Source organism: Acinetobacter sp. T_3_1 (assembly GCF_025377055.1).
GTDB lineage: Bacteria > Pseudomonadota > Gammaproteobacteria > Pseudomonadales > Moraxellaceae > Acinetobacter > Acinetobacter kookii.
Genome location: NZ_JACHVD010000011.1, coordinates 57,315 through 75,164, shown reverse-complemented (window position 1 = coordinate 75,164; position 17,850 = coordinate 57,315). Strand labels below are relative to the sequence as shown.

Below are 17,850 nucleotides of genomic sequence, written 5' to 3'. Positions count from 1 at the left end.
TTGTCTGTGTCAGGTTTTATTCTTAAATCTGGATAGGATGAATAAAATATTCGTTATAAAACAAAGAATCAGCAATCATCTGATTTCAAGATTATAAGTCTAATTTGAATATAGGTGTATACTCGGAATAATGTTTTTATTGTTTTTGTAGATAATTGTTTTTTAATTAAATTTATTTGAATACTTTTGTTTTTAAACAGCATAAATTATATATCTATCAACCAAATAGCGGATCCATTAAGTAAATTTGTAAAAATTTTTTACCATTGCTTAAAAATATGAAATGCTTTTAGAATGTTAATCTTCTCATTTAATAAGATGATGCCCTGGTTGTGAATACTGAGCTAATCCAGCATGCCATAAAATTTTTATTTTATGGGTTATTCTAAAGTAGAAAATGTCATCATGAATTTTGAAAATAAAAAATTCCCAGCACAAATTTTTCGTGCTTATGATATTCGTGGAAAAATATCACTTTTGACTCCTGAGCTTGTCAAAGCCATTGCCTATGGATTGGTGATGCAATATCAGAAGTCAGGACAGACCCAACTGGCTATTGGGTATGATGCGCGCTTGACCAGTCCCCAATATGCAGAAATCATCAGACAAGTGTGTGCAGAAAAAGGGCTACATGCCACAATTATTGGTTGTTGTTCGACACCACTTTTATATTTTATTGCTCGTCAGTTTGACGGTAATGGCATTATGCTCACAGCCAGCCATAATCCTAACACAGATAATGGCGTGAAATGGATTATTCAGGGTGAACCGCCTTGTCCAGAGCAGATTCAACAAGTGGCTGTCGCAGCTCGTTCGGTTTTTACTCCAGAAGAAAAAATACTGATTGAACCGACTCAACATGAAGTTGTGGTGAAATACTGCCTTGAATATCAACATGCGCTATTAAAAGATATCCAGCTAAAGCGTCCTTTTAAGGTGGTACTGGAGGGTCTGAATGGTTCAGCCGGACGCTGTGCGGGTTTGGTGCTCAAAAAAATGGGCTGTGAACTGACGCTCATTCGCTGTGAGGCTAATGGCCATTTTCCTGATCACGACCCCGATCCGTCACAAGAGAAAAATCTGGCAGAGATAAAGCAGGCCGTGCTTGAACAGCAGGCCGATATCGGTATTGCGCTGGATGGCGATGGCGATAGAGTCGTGTTGATTGATGAACATGGCACCACAATCTCCGCAGACCGATTGTTGTCGCTATTTTCAGAAATGTGCCTGAAAACGCATCCCGGTCATGAAGTGGTTTTTGATGTCAAATGTTCGACCATGGTGGGGAATACCGTGCGTCATCTGGGTGGTCAGGCCAAAATGATCCGTACCGGAAGTTCTTTTTTACGGACCTATATATCGCAGTCCCAGGGCAAAGCCGTGTTTGGCGGAGAATATGCAGGTCATTATGTGTTTAATGACGGGCGCGGTTTTGGCTATGATGATGGCTTGTATGCGGCATTAAGGGTACTTGAATATCTTGACCAGCAGGCTGATTTAACCCTGTCCCAGGCCTTAAAGGCATATCCGGAACGTTGTTGCACTGAAGATACCTATATCAGTACGCATAATATGGAGCCGAAGGCGGTATTGCATGACGTGGAAATGAAAAGTCAGGATTTTGGTGCCCAGTTAAGTAAAATTGATGGGGTACGACTTGATTTTGAAGATGGATTTGGCATTATTCGAGCATCGAATACCGGCGAATATTTTACAGTGCGTTTTGATGCGGATAATCCTGTAAGATTAAACGATATTCGACATACATTTGTTTCCATGTTAAGTGACCGATATCCTCAAATCGCACAAGACATTTTAGATGCTCAATAAGGAGAGGCGAATGCCACATCAGCATACTGGCATCGACAAAGCACAAATTTTGACAGAAGCTTTGCCGTACATTCAACGTTTTGCAGGTAAGACGCTAGTAGTGAAATATGGTGGCAACGCAATGACCGATCCGGAGCTGGAAAGCTCGTTCGCGCGTGACATTGTATTGTTGAAAACGGTCGGTTTGAATCCAATCGTGGTGCATGGTGGCGGTCCACAAGTCGATTCGTTCTTGAAACAGTTAGGCCGCGAATCTGACCGTATTGATGGCATGCGCGTCACTGACCCTGCAACCATGGAAGTGGTGGAAATGGTCCTGGGCGGTAGCGTGAATAAATCCATCGTCAATCTGATCAACCAACATGGCGGTCGTGCCATTGGTCTGACCGGTAAAGATGGCAACCTGTTACGTGCCCAGAAGTTATTGATGGAAAAAACTGCTGAAGATGGCATGGTCAAGCAGATTGACCTTGGCCTGGTGGGTGAAGTGGTTGGGGTGAAAACTGACGTTCTGGAAATGTTTACCCAGGGTGATTTTATTCCAGTCATCGCACCGTTGGGTGTAGATGAAGAAGGCAATACCTATAACATCAATGCTGATTTGGTGGCGGGTAAAGTGGCTGAAGCTTTAGGCGCAGAGAAGCTGATTCTTCTGACCAATATCACCGGTGTACTCGACGAAAATAAAAATCTGCTGACAGGCTTGACCACTCAGGAAGTCGACCGTTTAATTGAAACTGGCGTGATTTATGGCGGCATGATTCCGAAAGTGGGCTGTGCACTGGATGCCGTCAAAGGCGGCGTGGTCAGCGCGCATATTGTGGATGGCCGTGTTCCACATGCCACTTTACTGGAAATTTTTACCGATCACGGGGTAGGTACTTTAATTACCAACCGCAGTCATCCCAAAAAAGCATAAAAATGCCTTATTGAAATTCTGACTTCAGAATCAATCAGCGTTTTCATATGCCCAATAGAAAAGCCTCATTTGAATGGGGCTTTTTTTATTGCTGGAAATCAATTTCACGTCATGAAAATGTCATCAGTCATGCCTACTGTATAAAAAAACACCAAGGTTGCATGTGATGTTGGATTCGTTAAATCAGTACAGTCAGAATTTTACATTTCCCTTTCAAAAACCCTCAGCTACAAGCTCAGCCTATAAGTTTGAATGGATTGAAGATTTAAGAAACTTGCGGGAGGTTCAGCGTTTCCGGGCGGAGCAGTTCTCGCAGCAGTTTGGTATTCAGTTTGAATCTGGCCTGGATCAGGACTTGTATGATTTTGGCTGTGAACATGCAGTATTGCGGGATAAATGGAGCAATGAAATTGTTGCTTATACGCGCTTAAAACTGTTTCAAGGCCATGAATTAAAACAGAGCTATAGTCAGCAGGAATTTAAAATTGTTCAAGCGTTCAGCCACTTGGATAATATTGTCGAAATCGGGCGAACTTGTGTGCACTCGCGTTACCGCTCTGGAAAGGCTCTTTCGGTACTATGGACAAATCTGCTACCTAAAATCGTGGAGGAGATGCGGGCCAAGTATTTAATTGGTTGTGTCAGCATTCGCATGCAAGGCAATGAGTCACGGGCGTATTATACTCATCAGCATATCAAGGCATTGCCGCAGCAATCTATCTGCAATATTCAGTCTCAGCAGGTATTTGAGCCGCCATACCCGCAGTATAGTTTCCAGCAGGATGAACGCATTCCAAAACTTTTTGATGTTTATCTGAACATGCAGGCGCAATTGTCCACTCAGGCTTTTTATGATGAAGCTTTTAATTGTCTGGATTATTTTGTCTATCTGGAAGTAAATCAGCTGACTAAAAACTTTATTCTGCAGAAAAAATCAGAACTAAGTCTTGAAAATGCATAAGAAACCTTGATTTTGCTGTTTGTAATGGGCAAAGGAGTAATGCAAAATAGCATGGTGGTGGATTAAACAGATGATGAAGACTTATGTGCCAGTTACTCGGAATGAATTGTGCTACGCCCACGGATGTAACTTTCTCGTTTCGTGGTTTTTCTCAACGTGCTGGCATTACATCAGACCATTGTGATGGTTTTGGCATTGCTTTTTTTGAAGATAAAGCCTGCCGGCTTTTCGTCGATAATCAATCCGCAGTTGAATCACCGATTGCTGAACTCATTCGTAATTATCCCATTAAATCACGCAACGTGATTGCACATATCCGTAAAGCCACTCAGGGTAAAATCAATCTGGAAAATTCGCATCCCTTTAGCCGTGAGCTTTGGGGGCGGCAATGGATTTTTGCCCATAATGGCGATTTACACGACTTTAATCCAACTTTATCGGGTCGTTTTACTCCGGTCGGCAATACCGACAGTGAGCGTGCGTTCTGTTATTTGTTAGACCAACTGGTGCTTAAGTTTGGTTATCATGAACCCAAACTCGATCAGGTGTTCGATTTATTGGCAGAGGTTTCTCCAAAAATAGCCGAACATGGCACCTTTAATTTCTGCCTGTCGAACGGTCAGGCATTATTTACTTATGCGATTACCAAATTGCACTGGCTGGTACGTGAATATCCTTTTAAACCGGCACAATTGATTGATCTCGATGTCGAAGTTGATTTCAGTCAGGTGACGACACCAGAAGATCGTGTCGCCGTCATTACCACAGAACCTTTAACCCAAAATGAAACCTGGACCGCATTTGTGCCAGGAGAGATGATTTTATTTCAGGATGGCCGACCGGTTCGCAAACAGCAGACTTATGTTGAACGCCTGGAACGTGAACGCTTGAATCCGGCATTAAAACGAATCACCAAGGCCGATCAATATTAGTAATATTCATTCCCCACGTATAAAAAACAGCAGATATTGATCCATATCTGCTGTTTTTTATACAGCTAGAAGTTTTTAATTGCATTTTTTATGTTTTAAGTGAGTGGTTTATAGGATTTAGCTTAAATAGTAGCAATAAAGCACGTTTTTTATCATTAATTTATATTCATTAAATGTTTGAAAATATAAGAAATAGAGAGACAATACTTTATATTAAAATTAATGGCTGTTTTTTTTGATTATATTGGTTAAAAAATACTTTATCTTTTTAGTGGGTCTTTAAATATAATTGAATATATATCAATGATTTATATCTGTTTTATAAAAAAACCTAAAAGCCGACTATTTTGGTGCATTTTTATTTGTTGAAAATCAATATATTATGAATTTATGTGATTAATCGGTTATATCTAATAGGTGGTCGTAATGAAAATGAAATGGGTTCCAGAATATAATACTGGCATCGATGTGATTGACGATCAGCATAAACGAATTCTTGATTATATTAATGAAATTGATGATATCGTTGAAAATACCGACCGTGCGCGTATTAAACAGATTCTTGATAATATCATTGATTACACTCAGTCGCATTTTACTTTTGAAGAGTCTTTGCAGGAAGAGGCGGGTTATAAATACCGCGTACCGCATAAACGTGTGCATGATTTATTTATTAAAAAGATTGAATCGTATCGTAGCCGCTTTGAAATGGGACAAGCGATTGAAGGTGAATTGCATGAAGTGCTTTCAAAATGGCTGATCAATCATATTCAGCACGATGATGCCGACTATGTCGGTGCGGTAAAAGAAAACATGATGGGTATTATTAAAGAAAAAGAAAAGAAAACAGGTAAAAACTGGTTTGCTCGTTTTTTCTCATAAAAGAGAAACGAGATAACAACAATTAAAAAGATAATCATTTTGCGCAGCAAATCATTAGGCATAATGGTTTGCTTTTTCTTTTTGATTTTCACTTATGAGAAAGGCAAAATAGCGAAAGACTTTTTTTAGGAACGCATCATGCAGGACAATGCGATGTCACGATGGCTATCACCGCTGATGGCATTTTGTTTATCTTTTATCATCATTGCCACTTTAGCACCGATTGTAGGGATTCAGCTTGATCGTCAGCTTGATTTTTGGCTGTTATGGTTAGCTACCATGCTTATTTTGGCTTTGCCGATTTGCTATTTGGAAATTGCATTGGCAAAGCGTTCTAAAACAACAGCTTTAAATGCTTTGTCCAGCTTAACCCGGGATGCGGATGCCTCACAAAAATGGCGTATTGTGGGCTGGCTGGCCGTAGTCTTCATTCCTTTTCTGGCAGGCGGCATGCTATCGAATGCGAGCCAGCTGCTGGGACATTTTGCCGCTAATGCAATTGCACCGCATCTTTTATTTATAGCCCTGGCTGTTGTTGCCATTTTAGTTTCATTTGCACCGCGAAAAATTATTCTGCTTTTAACGGTGATTGGGGTTTTTGCTGCTTTCATTCTGGCCAATGTGATGGGAACGCCTTTACCGTCTTGGCATGTAACACCGCTTGAATTTAGCGAGTGGGGTAGTGTAACCGTCCTGGCACTGGTGGCAAGTGGTTTAGGTATGGGCTTGTACTGGCAAACTAGTTTGCCTGCGGTTCAACAGCAAGATATGGCAAGCAAAACCGTATTGCCGATCTGGATCGCGCAGTTAGTTGCGGTAATTGCTTTTGCTTTCTTTGCTGCTAATGCACAAATCCCAAGCCTGGCTTTGGTGGTTGCTGTCGTGAGTGCTGCGGCATTGTTATTACAAATGGCGCGTGAACAGCTGTTGCAGCGTCAGTTGAATATCGTGATTCAATGGTTGCTTATTCTAGCTGCCGTATTTGTTTGGGCAATTCCTGCAATGAGCCCGATTTTTAATACACTATTGATGCTTTGGGGCTTAGTGATCTGTCTCATCTATGCCATTTTTGCCGGATGGATCATGAAGATTAGCCATCTGCGTAAGGCGATGAATTTCAGCAATGAGTTGTTTTATAACCTATGGCGTATTGCCGTACGTGTGGTGTTACCTGTTTCGATTATCCTGGCGATGATTGCAATTATTGGGCAATTGTTCTGATGAGTGAGCTACAACAGGTTTGGGTCGCCTATGCGGCACTGGAGCAACAGTTTCATATTGCGCTGCCTTTTCGGCAAGGCATGACCGCTTTAGAGGCGATTGAACAAAGTGGTATTCGGGCACAGGTTGACTTGGCAGAACCGCTCGCTCTGGGAATTTTTGGCGTGCGCCTGAAAGATCTGCATCACATCTTGCAAGTCGGTGACCGTGTCGAGATTTATCGACCGCTCATCATCAATCCGAAGGATATTCGACGCAAACGTGCAGCAGCCAACCCGGTTGGGCGATATTGTCGTGGAAATCGCTTTAAACAATTGAAGTGATAAGAAAAACCCCTCAACGAGGGGTTTATTTTTATTTTAAAGTGTCTATAGTGGTGGCGCAGTTAAAATCGCTTCTTTTGAGCCGGGCAAGCCAGGTTGAGATTCTGGAATGGTTTCTAGACCTTCAATCTTTTGCACCGTACCGGTTTGATCGAAGTAAATTTTTAAATGTTGACCATGGGCTGCCGGAATCTTGGCTTTTTTCGCATAAGTTCCTGGTATATAGTTGTAAATGTAGTCCCAACGTAAAGGATTCATTGGATCTGTTATTGTAGGGCTACCCAGCAAAAAGCGGACTTGTTGGTGACTCATACCGACTTGAATTTTTGACGCTTGTGCTTGAGTTAATGGTGTTCCTTGAGGAATATCAACTTTATAAACGCCCAAGGTCGAACAGCCTGCGAGCAGTGAAGTGACGAATAACGTCAACATGATTTTTTGCATTTTGCTACACTATCCCAAATTAATTATGATGCATTTGATCCAAGGATAGATCATACTGCATCTTAACTTTGTTGCATATTCCAACTTTAAATTTGTTGAGAGACCCTTTTACATGCCTATTTCAAATCAAGATTTACGCAAAGCTGGACTTAAAGTTACGCTTCCACGAATAAAAATATTGGAATTATTAGAAAATTCAAGACAACATCATTTAAGCGCAGAAGATATTTATAAGACTCTACTGGAACAAGGTGAAGATGTCGGTTTAGCAACTGTGTATCGCGTGTTAACGCAGTTTGAAGCGGCAGGCATTATCCAGCGTCATCATTTTGAAAATAATCATTCAGTTTTCGAAATTATGCAAGAAGATCATCACGATCATATTGTCTGCCAGAATTGCAATAAAGTGGTCGAATTCACCAATGACGTAATTGAACATGAGCAACATGAAGTGGCTGAAAAGTTTGGCTTTACTTTAACCGGTCACTCTTTGAACCTTTATGGTTATTGTGATGCGGCGGAATGCCAGGAAGCATTACGTAAAAAATAATACTGACTTGGAATCAGTTAAAAAAAACAGGCTTTATTTAAAGCCTGTTTTTTTTGCATTTTAATTGGGCTTTTAAGCCTGACCATCGAAAGTAATATTCGAACTGGCACGCATTAAACGATCGCCACCTTCTTCCGACAACTTGATTTGCAAGCGCAGATCGTTTGGTGAGTCGGCATGCTTAAGTGCATCTTTATAGCTAATTTGTTTGGCTTTGTAGAGGTCAAACAGGGCCTGGTCAAAGGTTTGCATGCCCAGTTCACGTGAACGTTTCATCAGGTCTTTAATTTCATGTACATCCCCTTTACGGATCAGGTCTGAAATTAAAGGCGAGTTGATCAGGATTTCAATCGCAGCACGACGTGAGTTGCCATCTATGGTTGGAATCAATTGCTGCGCTACAATGGCTCTTAAATTGAGCGATAAATCCATAAACAGCTGATTGTGTCGGTCCGCTTCAAAGAAGTGAATAATACGGTCAATGGCCTGGTTGGCGTTGTTGGCGTGCAGGGTGGCAAAAACCAGGTGGCCGGTTTCGGCAAAGGCAATGGCATAGTCCATGGTTTCGCGGGAACGAATCTCACCAATCAGAATCACATCGGGTGCCTGACGCAGGGTATTTTTCAGTGCCACTTCAAAGGTGTCGGTATCAATCCCGACTTCACGCTGGGTGATGATACAGCCCGCATGTTCATGAATAAATTCAATCGGGTCTTCAATGGTAATGATATGACCTTTGGAGTTCTGGTTGCGGTAACCAATAATGGATGCCAAAGAGGTGGATTTACCGGTACCGGTTGCACCGACGAAAATGATGATGCCACGTTTGGTCATTGCCAGTTCTTTTAAAATCGACGGTAACTTGAGGTCATCCATGGTCGGAATTACAGTTTCAATACGACGCAGCACCATACCCGGCTGATCGCGCTGTTGAAATGCGCTGACACGGAAACGGGCAGTTTTGTCGCGGTTGTTGATGGCGAAGTTACATTCGCGTGTTTCGGCAAATTCTTTACGCTGCTTATCACTCATAATCGAGTTTAAAAGCTGTCCCACCACTTCACCAGTCAGTTTGGTTTTTGCGACGGGCACAATCTGACCATTAATTTTCATGGATGGTTCAACGTCGGCCGTAATAAACAAGTCCGATGCCTTCTGTTGAATCATCAAATTGAGCAAGTCATTAAAATCCATAATAAGAACCTCAATCCGTTTTCAAATTATAAGAATGCTTCTGGCTGTTTCGCCATTGTGCGGGCCGTTTGCGCACTGATCACACCTTTTGCAACCAGGTTTTTTAAACTTTGATCAAGCGTGGTCATGCCGTAGTTGGCACCGGTTTGAATGGCAGAATACATTTGCGCTACTTTGTTTTCACGGATCAGGTTACGGATGGCTGGAATACCAATCATGATTTCGTGTGCAGCGACACGACCACCGCCATTTTTCTTGAGCAGGGTTTGCGAGATCACGGCTTGTAAGGATTCAGACAACATGGCACGTACCATGTCTTTTTCTTCGGCCGGGAATACGTCAATCACACGGTCAATGGTTTTTGCCGCAGAGGTGGTATGCAGTGTACCGAACACCAGGTGACCGGTTTCAGCGGCAGTCAGGGCCAAACGGATGGTCTCAAGGTCACGCATCTCACCGACCAGGATAATATCCGGGTCTTCACGCAGTGCTGAACGAAGTGCTTCGTTAAAGCCATGGGTATCACGATGCACTTCACGCTGGTTGACCAGGCATTTTTTGGATTCGTGTACAAATTCGATCGGGTCTTCTACAGTCAGGATATGGTCATAACGCTGATCGTTAATATAGTCGATCATGGCCGCCAGGGTGGTGGATTTACCCGAACCTGTAGGTCCAGTCACCAAGACGATACCGCGCGGGTAATTACAGATATCTTTAAAGATTTGACCCATGCCCAGATCTTCAATAGTTAGTACTTTTGAAGGAATGGTACGGAACACGGCACCTGCACCGCGGTTCTGGTTAAATGCGTTCACACGGAAACGGGCTACCCCTGGAACTTCAAATGAAAAGTCGGTTTCTAGCTTTTCTTCAAAATCACGACGCTGTTTGTCGTTCATAATGTCATACACAAGTTTGTGTACTTCTTTATGTTCCAAAGCCGGCAAGTTAATACGACGGACTTCACCATCGACACGGATCAGTGGCGGCATCCCCGCAGATAAGTGTAAATCTGATGCCCCGTTTTTAGCTGAAAACGCTAAAAGTTCAGTGATATCCATAATTTCCCCGAGTTCATTTAAATGTTATTTATTTTGATAGAATAATAAGGCTTTCCCAAAGCTTAACCAACAGTTAGTTGCAAGGGAAGGCAAAAAAAGATGAATGAAATGAGAACCTCGTCAATGAATAGTCTTCAACAGTCACGAAATCAAGTTATACAGCAAATAGAAGATGCCTGTAAACATGCCCGGCGCAATGTGGAAAGCGTACAGTTGCTGGCTGTTTCAAAGACCCATCCAAGTGAGTCTTTGCGCGAAATGTACCAGACCGGACAATGTGCATTTGGGGAAAATTATTTACAGGAAGCCTTGGATAAAATGGAGTCTTTGGGTGATCTGGATATTGAATGGCATTTTATTGGTCATGTGCAGCGCAACAAGACCAAGCATCTGGCAGAAAAGTTTGCCTGGGTACATGGGGTAGACCGTCTGATTATTGCAGAGCGCTTGTCGAATCAGCGTGAGGCGAATCAGGCACCACTGAATATCTGTTTGCAGGTCAATATTGATGCGCAGGACACCAAAGATGGCTGTCAGCCGAATGAAGTGGCTGAGCTGGTTAAACGCATTAGCCAGCTACCGCATTTAAAATTGCGTGGTCTGATGGTGATTCCCGCACCGAATAATCCGCAGGCATTTAGCGATGCCAAAGCCTTGTTTGAAAGTGTAAAAACTGAACATGCTCATCCTGAAGACTGGGATACTTTGAGTATGGGCATGTCGGGAGATATGAATGAGGCGATCGCCGCAGGCTCGACCATGGTTCGTGTTGGAACGGCGTTATTTGGGGCACGAGATTATTCTAAACAGGCGTAACTTTAAATCAATTCTCCCTTGCAGAGCAGTCTCCTCATCCATTGAAAAAGAAGTGGATTTAATTGAAGTCATTAGCCAATGACTTCAATCGTGCTTGCACCTGCTCCCAGAGGCTTGACCTGAATCTGTACCGGAATGCGTTCGTGCATTTCCTGAATGTGCGAGATCAACACCACTTTACGGCCCTGATTTTGCAATTGATCCAGGGCATTCATCACCATGTATAAAGATGAGGCATCTAGCGTGCCAAAACCTTCATCAATAAACAGGGATTCAATTTTCATCGAACCTGAAGCCATGTTGGCAATCGCCAGAGATAAGGCAAGGGCAGTCAGGAAGGATTCTCCGCCTGAAAGTGAGGCGACGGAACGTGTTTCGCCATCCATGTCATGGTCAATAATTGCCAGACTCAAGGAGTGATCCAGACGTTTTAAGGTATAGCGTTGGGACAGCATCGCCAGTTGCTGGTTGGCATGTTCAATTAAAATATCCAGATTGTATTGCTGGGCATAATCGCGGAATTTCTTGCCGCTGGCATCGCCCATCAGCCCGGAAATTTTGCCCCAACGGTGCTCTTCCTGCTGGATTCTCTGGATCTGATTGGCATATTGCTGTTGCTTGATGAGATTACGCTGATGCAGTTCAAGTCTCAGTTTTAACTGGTCACGGGTTTCCAGCTGGGCCTTTAAGGCTTCCAGATTTACGCTGATCAATTGCGCGAGCTGTTCAAACTGCATGTCCGGCATCTGCAAAAGATGTTCTGCATACTGTTCCTGCATGGTCTTCAGGGCAGAGGCGGCTTCATTGAGCAGGCGTTCGGCATTGTGCAGTTTGCTACGCATCTGCTGCTCTTGCTCGGCATTGATCTGAATCAAGTCTGCCAGGTCATCATGACTAAAATCTGCATGTTGTGTTAACCAGTGTTCAATTTCAGTCTGGCATTGACCGGAGGCTTTCAGGTTTTGCTGATGCTGAGCCTTAAGCTGTTCCAGTTCGCTTTTTTGCTTTTCATAGTCAAGGCGTAACTTCTCAAAGCTTTGTTTTAATTGATGATAATTCTGCTGCAGCTGCTGACGCTTAGTATCGTGTTCTGCCAGCCATTCATTCGGCTTGAGCCCGGTTAATCCGGTCATGCCATGAATGAGCTGATTGGCTGTATCGGTATTGTGTTGTCCCTTTAAGGCAATCTCTTGTAATGCCTGCTGTGTATCCAGCAGTTGCTGATCGAGATTTTGCTGATGGGTGTTGGATATGCTGAGCTGCTGCTTTTGCTGATCCAGCTGTTTGGTGAATGCATCTAACTGCTCTAACTGCAAGGCACGCACATTTAAGCGTGTTAAGGTCTGCTCGGCAAATGGGATACTGTGCTGCTGCCAGGCCTGCTGTTCGGTTGCAGTAAGACAGTCCTGGATATGCTGAACTTGCTGCTGCAAATGTTTTGCAGAAGTAATTTGATGTTCAGTACTGCTGATGGCCTGAATCAGTTGCTGCTGGGCTTTGGAATTTTGGCTTAAGTTTTCCAGCTGATGCTCAATAGCCGAAATGTCCTGTCTAAGCTGCTCAAGGTACTGCGTCATCTCGGCGTTCATTTGATCGTGAGATTGTTCCAGGTCCAGCTGTATATTTACCTGATGCAGTTGTTGAGCCAGTTCATTCTTGAAGCCTGACAATTTTTCCAGCATTTGCTGGTGGGTGTGAGTGGTCTGGGTCAACTCTGCTTGCAGGGTGGCGAGATTTTGCTGCGTTGACTGCCATTCATTAAAGCAGTCCTGTTCCTTGCCCAAGGCTTGCTGTTCCTGCTGCTGTTGCAGTTCAAACAGAGCTTTGGAGACCAGAGTTTCATCCTGACGGTAAGGATGGGAGGTGCTACCACACACCAGGCAGGCTTCTCCGGCTTTAAGCTGCATGCGTAAATGTTCAATATTTTCAGCATGCAGCAGTTGTTGTTGCTGTAAAATCTGCTGCAACTGAATCCGTTCAGCTTTGGCCGTTTGAAAAGTTTGCTCTGCCTGTTGAGCGATTTTTTCAGCTTGCCGAGCCTGGCTGTTGAGTTGAGCCAGCTTAGCATTCAATTGATGGGACCCGGTTTGCAGCTCAAAATAATCTTTCAGTTTCTGCTGTATAAAGCCGAACTGATTGAGTTGTACCAGTTTCTGTTCACGTGACTGGCGCTGTTGTTCCAGCCGGATTTCAATCTGTTCAGCCGGACCAAATTGGGCAATCAACCGATCTAATTCAGCCTTGTTTTCGGCAAGTCTGGTTTCAGCTGTACTGATCTGCCCCAGACTATTTTCAATATTTTGATATTGCACAATAAACTGGCTTAATTGCTGGATATGCGCATTTAAGCCTTTATCCAAACTGGAAAATTGCTGGCTCTGTTGCAGTTGCTGGTGAAGCTGGCTTTGTTGCTGCACAAGCTGCTGAATCTGCAATTCAATCTTTTGCTGTTGGTCCAGTAAGGGTTTTTGCTGATGTTCCAGCTGGAGCGAACGGGCTTTAATCTTTTTGTATTCTTCGCCAATAAAATCCCGTTCCTGCACGCATTGACGCACCTGTAGCAGGGCGTCATGATGTTGCTGTTCAAATTGCTGCAAACTGTTCAAATCTGTTTCAGCTTGAATATATTTGACTTTTTCGGCTTCAAACTGATAGCTTAATCCATCAAAACTGTTTTGAGTAGACTGAATTTGCGGTTCCAGTTGCTGCTGGGCTTTGAATAACTGCTGCTGCTGAAAAACAACCGGGCGAATGCTGGAAAATATTTGCAGACGGTTTAAACGGTCCTGTTCAGGCGCCAGATTTTGCTGAAGCTGTTTTTGCTCCTCATAAGCCTGCTGCTTGTGAATAATTTCACTGTCCAGTTTTTGCTTGCGCTCAAACCATTGCTGCTGTTTTTCCAGTTGTGCTTTTTCATGTTCCAGCTGTTGATATGCCTGATTCGCCTGCTGAAATTGATGGGTTAATTCAGTAATTTCTTCCTCGGATAAAATTTCAATGTGTCCGAGAATGTTCTCTATTTCTTTACGCTGGTTGGCAATCTGTTTGGTTTTTTCATAGGCCAGCTGGCCAATTTTGCCAAAAATACTGGAATTGGTCAGATATTCCAGCAGCTCACCGCGTTCATTATCGCGGGCTTTTAAAAACGCCGTCACTTCCGATTGAGCCAATAACACCGCACGGGTAAATTGCTCAAAACTGAGCTGGCAGATTTGGTGAATATGCGCATCGACGGCTTTGGCTTTATCGGCAATCACCACGCCATCGGTCAGGCATTTTAAATACCGCTGTACACTTTGCAGTTTGCCATCGACTTTTTCACGTGAACGTTTCAACTCCCAGCGCGCAAGATAGCGTTTCTGGTCCTGCGCGACAAAGCAGACTTCGGCAAAGCCATGCGCGGTGCCCCGGCGCAAAACCGTCAAAGGCGAGTTGGTCAGTAACTCTGAACCATCCACATCCTGCAATTTTCCGTCGCTGTCTTTTAAACGTGGAATCTTGTTGAACAGTGCCAGACACATGGCATCCAAAATGGTGGATTTCCCGGCACCGGTTTTGCCGACAATGGCAATCAGGCCCGCACTGGCCAAAGGTTCACTTTCAAAATCAATAAAATGCTCACCTGAAAGGGAAGCTAAATTTTTTATACGAATGGATAAAATTTTCATGGACAGTTCTTAGCGTATTTGTTGTTCTTCAAGTGATTTTTGTGCTTCGTGCATCAGACTCATAAAATCGTTCAAGACAGTTTCATCATTGCTATAGCCCTGTTTTTCCCAGATCTGCTGAAACAGTTTTTCCGGGGTTGGCGGTTCCAGGCAGATTTTTGCAATTGTTGAATTATCATTTTCCGCCGATAAATATTGCCGTGAAATTCGCACCAGACGATAGCGGTTTTTCGGCAGCGCTTCTTCAAACTGTTGTCTTAAATTGGGCAAGGGCGGCGTCAGGGTGTGATATTCAATATCCACATATTCACGCTGACCCATCTGTTCAATTTCACCATCGGGCAAGGCTTTGAGTTTTTGCATTACTTCATTCAGCTCGCCACGAATTTTATGCAGCTGAATGCAGCGCGGGATGGCAATCGCTTCAAACTGAAAGCGTGATTCATCCTGCTTTAATGGATCAACTTGTACCTCTACAATCTGATGCTTATAGTGAATCTCGCTAAAAGACAAAGGAATAGGGGAACCACTATAACGGATGTGCGCATGTTGAACTTTTTGCGGTTTGTGCAAATGCCCCAGCGCGACATAATCAATACAGTCATCAAATAATGCCGTCGATAAGGCTTCTTCATTGCCAATGATAATCGGCCGTTCCGAATCAGACGTTTCACCGCCTTGCATATGCGCATGTGACATCAGAATAAGCGCCTGATCATCCATTTTACGTTTTTTGGCTTCGGCAATCAGTTGCTGATGTAAATAGGCAACCGCATTTTGACTATTGGTAGTGTGTTCATTAAAACCGGTAATTTCTGCCGGACGTAAAAAGGGCAGCGCCAAACACCAGGCCACAATGTGTTTCTGTTGATCATAAATCGGAACCAGCAACCGGTCTAAATCAATCTGACCCTCCTCATTTTTATGAACTACGCCGACGGTTCTGGCATTGTATTTTTCCAGTAAGGGCTCGACCTGTTCAATACGATAGCCCGAGTCATGGTTACCGGCAATCATCAGGGTTTGCATATGCGGGGCAAGGGCATGGGCATCGGCCAAGAATTGATAAAGCTGTTTTTGCGCGCTGGATGCAGGATTGATGACATCAAAAATATCACCGGCGATCAGTAATGCATGGGGCTGTTTCTGCTGGATTTGTTCAAGTAGCCAGCTTAAAAACTGTTCATGTTCATACTGGCGTGAATGGTTATAAAAGAATTGTCCCAGATGCCAGTCTGATGTATGCAGAAAATGAACAGCCACGAATGCCCCAAATCACAATGGATAAAATGAGCTTATAAATTATCATAAATCATGCCATCTATTCTGCCTTTCATGGTGGATGTAGTCGCTTAATTTATGTTAATCGATTTAATTCTAAAGCTTTTTTTATTGGGCATTTTCATCCGCTTCTACCAGGCCAAAAGTATTGTGATCGGTGTCAAGAAAATATCCCTGCCAGCAACGTCCAGGAATGGCAAATTTGTCCAGGGCAATTTGACCGCCTGCATTCAGAATTTTCTGTGCGACTTCATCGAAATTTTCAACCAGTACAGAACAGGTATAAGCATTGCTACCACAATGGGTTGGAGGGATTTCTGCAGGGCGTTTCAGTAAACCGCCAGACATGTTCTCAGTTTGGATTTGATAATACTCAATCGGCAAACCTTCAACCTTACTAAATTTCCAGCCAAAAACAGACTGGTAAAAAGCGATGTCTCTGGCGGGATTGGAAGACTGGATTTCAAAGTAAACAATGTTATTCATCATCTGATCCTGAGTGTTGTTTTTAAAAGTTTAGAAAAATACAGGGACGTGGTTCCAAATGCAGAACATAGGAATTACCTTGAAAATAAATCAAATCGCTAGAAATAGATGTTTCTTCTTGGAGAGAAATTGTAGAATAAATAATCATCTTGAAATGTAAAAATGTTCAGTGGTGAAAAAGCAGTTTTTATGGGGGAGCCTGTTTCAGGCAGGTTAGTCATCAAGCGCGTATTGAAATGTCGTGTAGGGTAAAACCAGAACATATTAAGACATTTTTCGTGCATTCAAATTAGAGTAGTCTTATGTCGAACAATCCGTTTGATGAGCAGCAATTGTCGAATGACATGTTTTATAAAACATTATTAGAGTCGACTTTGGCCATACCCTGGAGCATAGATTGGGCCACCAAACAGTTTAGCTATATTGGCCCTCAAATTGAAAAGTTATTGGGCTGGGAACAGAGTTCCTGGAAGTCGGTGCAGGACTGGGCAGACCGTATGCACCGGGATGATCGTGATCATGTGCTGAATTATTGTGTGTCGCAATCCATTGCCGGTATAGATCATGAAGCGGACTATCGTGCCTTAAAGGCAAGCGGTGGATATTGCTGGATTCGTGATGTGGTTCATGTGGTACGTAAGGAAAATGGTGAAGTTGAACGTTTAGTCGGCTTTATGTTTGATATTTCTGAACGCAAGAAAAAGGAAGAGGAACTAAAAGCGTTGCACCGCAAGCTGGAAGAATTTTCCTATAAAGACGGTTTAACTGAAATTGCCAACCGACGCTTATTTGACGATTTCTATTCACGTGAATGGGACAACGCAATACGTGAACAAAAGCCCCTGTCGGTCATTTTGATCGATATCGATTTCTTTAAACAATACAATGATTTTAATGGGCATATTATTGGCGATGCCTGTATCAAGCAGATTGCACAGATGCTGGAAAGCTGCTGTGTACGTCCACGTGACCTGGTGGCACGTTATGGGGGCGAGGAATTTGCGATTGTATTGCCAGAAACGAATTTAGAGGGTGCAATTCAAATTGCAGACAATATCCTTCGTATGATGAATCAGGCAAATCTGCCCCATCGGGCATCTCCGATTTCAGAGAATGTCAGTTTAAGTCTGGGGGTGAAATGTATTTGTCCGACAGAGAAAGATGACAAAATACACTTTTTAAATATGGTCGATAAAAACCTGTTTAAAGCCAAACAGACCGGACGCAAACGGTTTGTTGCCGATGAAGCGAAAATCACGGTTTAGGTCTCAGCAGTTCA

At 43.2% G+C, this 17,850-nt stretch carries 16 protein-coding genes; 10 read left to right on the top strand and 6 right to left on the bottom strand.

Features of this window, described 5'->3' with window-relative positions; genetic code table 11:
- Window positions 1-405: 405 nt before the first annotated feature.
- The 7 genes from H4I94_RS11275 (at window position 406) to H4I94_RS11245 (ending at window position 7,068) form a co-directional block, all read left to right on the top strand.
- Window positions 406-1,830: a phosphomannomutase/phosphoglucomutase gene (locus tag H4I94_RS11275; protein ID WP_261183166.1), complete on the top strand. Its 1,425-nt coding sequence runs from the start codon at window positions 406-408 to the stop codon at window positions 1,828-1,830.
- A gap of 10 nt (window positions 1,831-1,840) precedes the next feature.
- Window positions 1,841-2,749, top strand: coding sequence for an acetylglutamate kinase (gene argB / locus H4I94_RS11270; RefSeq protein ID WP_261183165.1), 909 nt, complete (start codon window positions 1,841-1,843; stop codon window positions 2,747-2,749).
- Window positions 2,750-2,915: 166 nt separating this feature from the next.
- Entirely contained in the window at window positions 2,916-3,710 is a 795-nt protein-coding gene (locus H4I94_RS11265; RefSeq protein WP_261183164.1) for a GNAT family N-acetyltransferase, read from the top strand.
- Between the two features lie 83 nt (window positions 3,711-3,793).
- Window positions 3,794-4,642 carry a class II glutamine amidotransferase gene (locus tag H4I94_RS11260; protein ID WP_261183163.1) on the top strand — a complete coding sequence of 283 codons (849 nt, stop codon included), beginning with the start codon at window positions 3,794-3,796 and terminating at the stop codon, window positions 4,640-4,642.
- 426 nt (window positions 4,643-5,068) lie between these two features.
- Window positions 5,069-5,524: a bacteriohemerythrin gene (locus H4I94_RS11255; RefSeq protein WP_092819837.1), complete on the top strand. Its 456-nt coding sequence runs from the start codon at window positions 5,069-5,071 to the stop codon at window positions 5,522-5,524.
- 138 nt (window positions 5,525-5,662) lie between these two features.
- On the top strand, window positions 5,663-6,745 hold the full coding sequence (locus H4I94_RS11250; protein WP_261183162.1) for a hypothetical protein: 1,083 nt from the start codon (window positions 5,663-5,665) through the stop codon (window positions 6,743-6,745).
- Window positions 6,745-7,068, top strand: a complete 324-nt coding sequence (locus H4I94_RS11245; RefSeq protein ID WP_092819835.1) for an RnfH family protein — start codon at window positions 6,745-6,747, stop codon at window positions 7,066-7,068. Before H4I94_RS11250 ends, H4I94_RS11245 begins: the two co-directional genes overlap by 1 nt.
- A gap of 45 nt (window positions 7,069-7,113) precedes the next feature.
- Here H4I94_RS11245 and H4I94_RS11240 read toward each other — a convergent pair whose 3' ends face one another.
- Entirely contained in the window at window positions 7,114-7,512 is a 399-nt protein-coding gene (locus H4I94_RS11240; protein WP_092819834.1) for an outer membrane protein assembly factor BamE, read from the bottom strand.
- 112 nt (window positions 7,513-7,624) lie between these two features.
- Between H4I94_RS11240 and fur the strand changes: the two genes are divergently transcribed.
- Window positions 7,625-8,062, top strand: coding sequence for a ferric iron uptake transcriptional regulator (gene fur / locus H4I94_RS11235; protein ID WP_092819833.1), 438 nt, complete (start codon window positions 7,625-7,627; stop codon window positions 8,060-8,062).
- 72 nt (window positions 8,063-8,134) lie between these two features.
- On the opposite strand, the gene H4I94_RS11230 is transcribed toward fur, so the two are convergent.
- Together H4I94_RS11230 and H4I94_RS11225 are read right to left on the bottom strand one after the other, a co-directional pair.
- Window positions 8,135-9,256, bottom strand: coding sequence for a PilT/PilU family type 4a pilus ATPase (locus H4I94_RS11230; protein ID WP_092819832.1), 1,122 nt, complete (start codon window positions 9,254-9,256; stop codon window positions 8,135-8,137).
- Between the two features lie 26 nt (window positions 9,257-9,282).
- A complete protein-coding gene (locus H4I94_RS11225; protein WP_261183161.1) occupies window positions 9,283-10,320 on the bottom strand; it encodes a type IV pilus twitching motility protein PilT in 1,038 nt (345 codons plus the stop codon).
- Between the two features lie 123 nt (window positions 10,321-10,443).
- Here H4I94_RS11225 and H4I94_RS11220 point away from each other — a divergent pair, with 123 nt between their 5' ends.
- Complete coding sequence (locus H4I94_RS11220) at window positions 10,444-11,136, top strand: YggS family pyridoxal phosphate-dependent enzyme (protein WP_261183160.1); 693 nt, start codon at window positions 10,444-10,446, stop codon at window positions 11,134-11,136.
- Between the two features lie 71 nt (window positions 11,137-11,207).
- Here the strand turns inward: H4I94_RS11220 and H4I94_RS11215 are convergent, their stop codons facing one another.
- The 3 genes from H4I94_RS11215 to H4I94_RS11205 form a co-directional block, all read right to left on the bottom strand.
- Window positions 11,208-14,804, bottom strand: a complete 3,597-nt coding sequence (locus tag H4I94_RS11215) for an AAA family ATPase (RefSeq protein WP_261183159.1) — start codon at window positions 14,802-14,804, stop codon at window positions 11,208-11,210.
- A gap of 9 nt (window positions 14,805-14,813) precedes the next feature.
- Window positions 14,814-16,067, bottom strand: coding sequence for an exonuclease SbcCD subunit D C-terminal domain-containing protein (locus tag H4I94_RS11210; protein ID WP_261183158.1), 1,254 nt, complete (start codon window positions 16,065-16,067; stop codon window positions 14,814-14,816).
- 126 nt (window positions 16,068-16,193) lie between these two features.
- Complete coding sequence (locus H4I94_RS11205) at window positions 16,194-16,571, bottom strand: VOC family protein (RefSeq protein WP_261183157.1); 378 nt, start codon at window positions 16,569-16,571, stop codon at window positions 16,194-16,196.
- A gap of 302 nt (window positions 16,572-16,873) precedes the next feature.
- Between H4I94_RS11205 and H4I94_RS11200 the strand changes: the two genes are divergently transcribed.
- Window positions 16,874-17,836 (top strand): diguanylate cyclase, encoded by a 963-nt coding sequence (locus tag H4I94_RS11200; protein WP_131274145.1) that lies wholly within the window; start codon window positions 16,874-16,876, stop codon window positions 17,834-17,836.
- The last annotated feature ends 14 nt before the right edge of the window (window positions 17,837-17,850 follow it).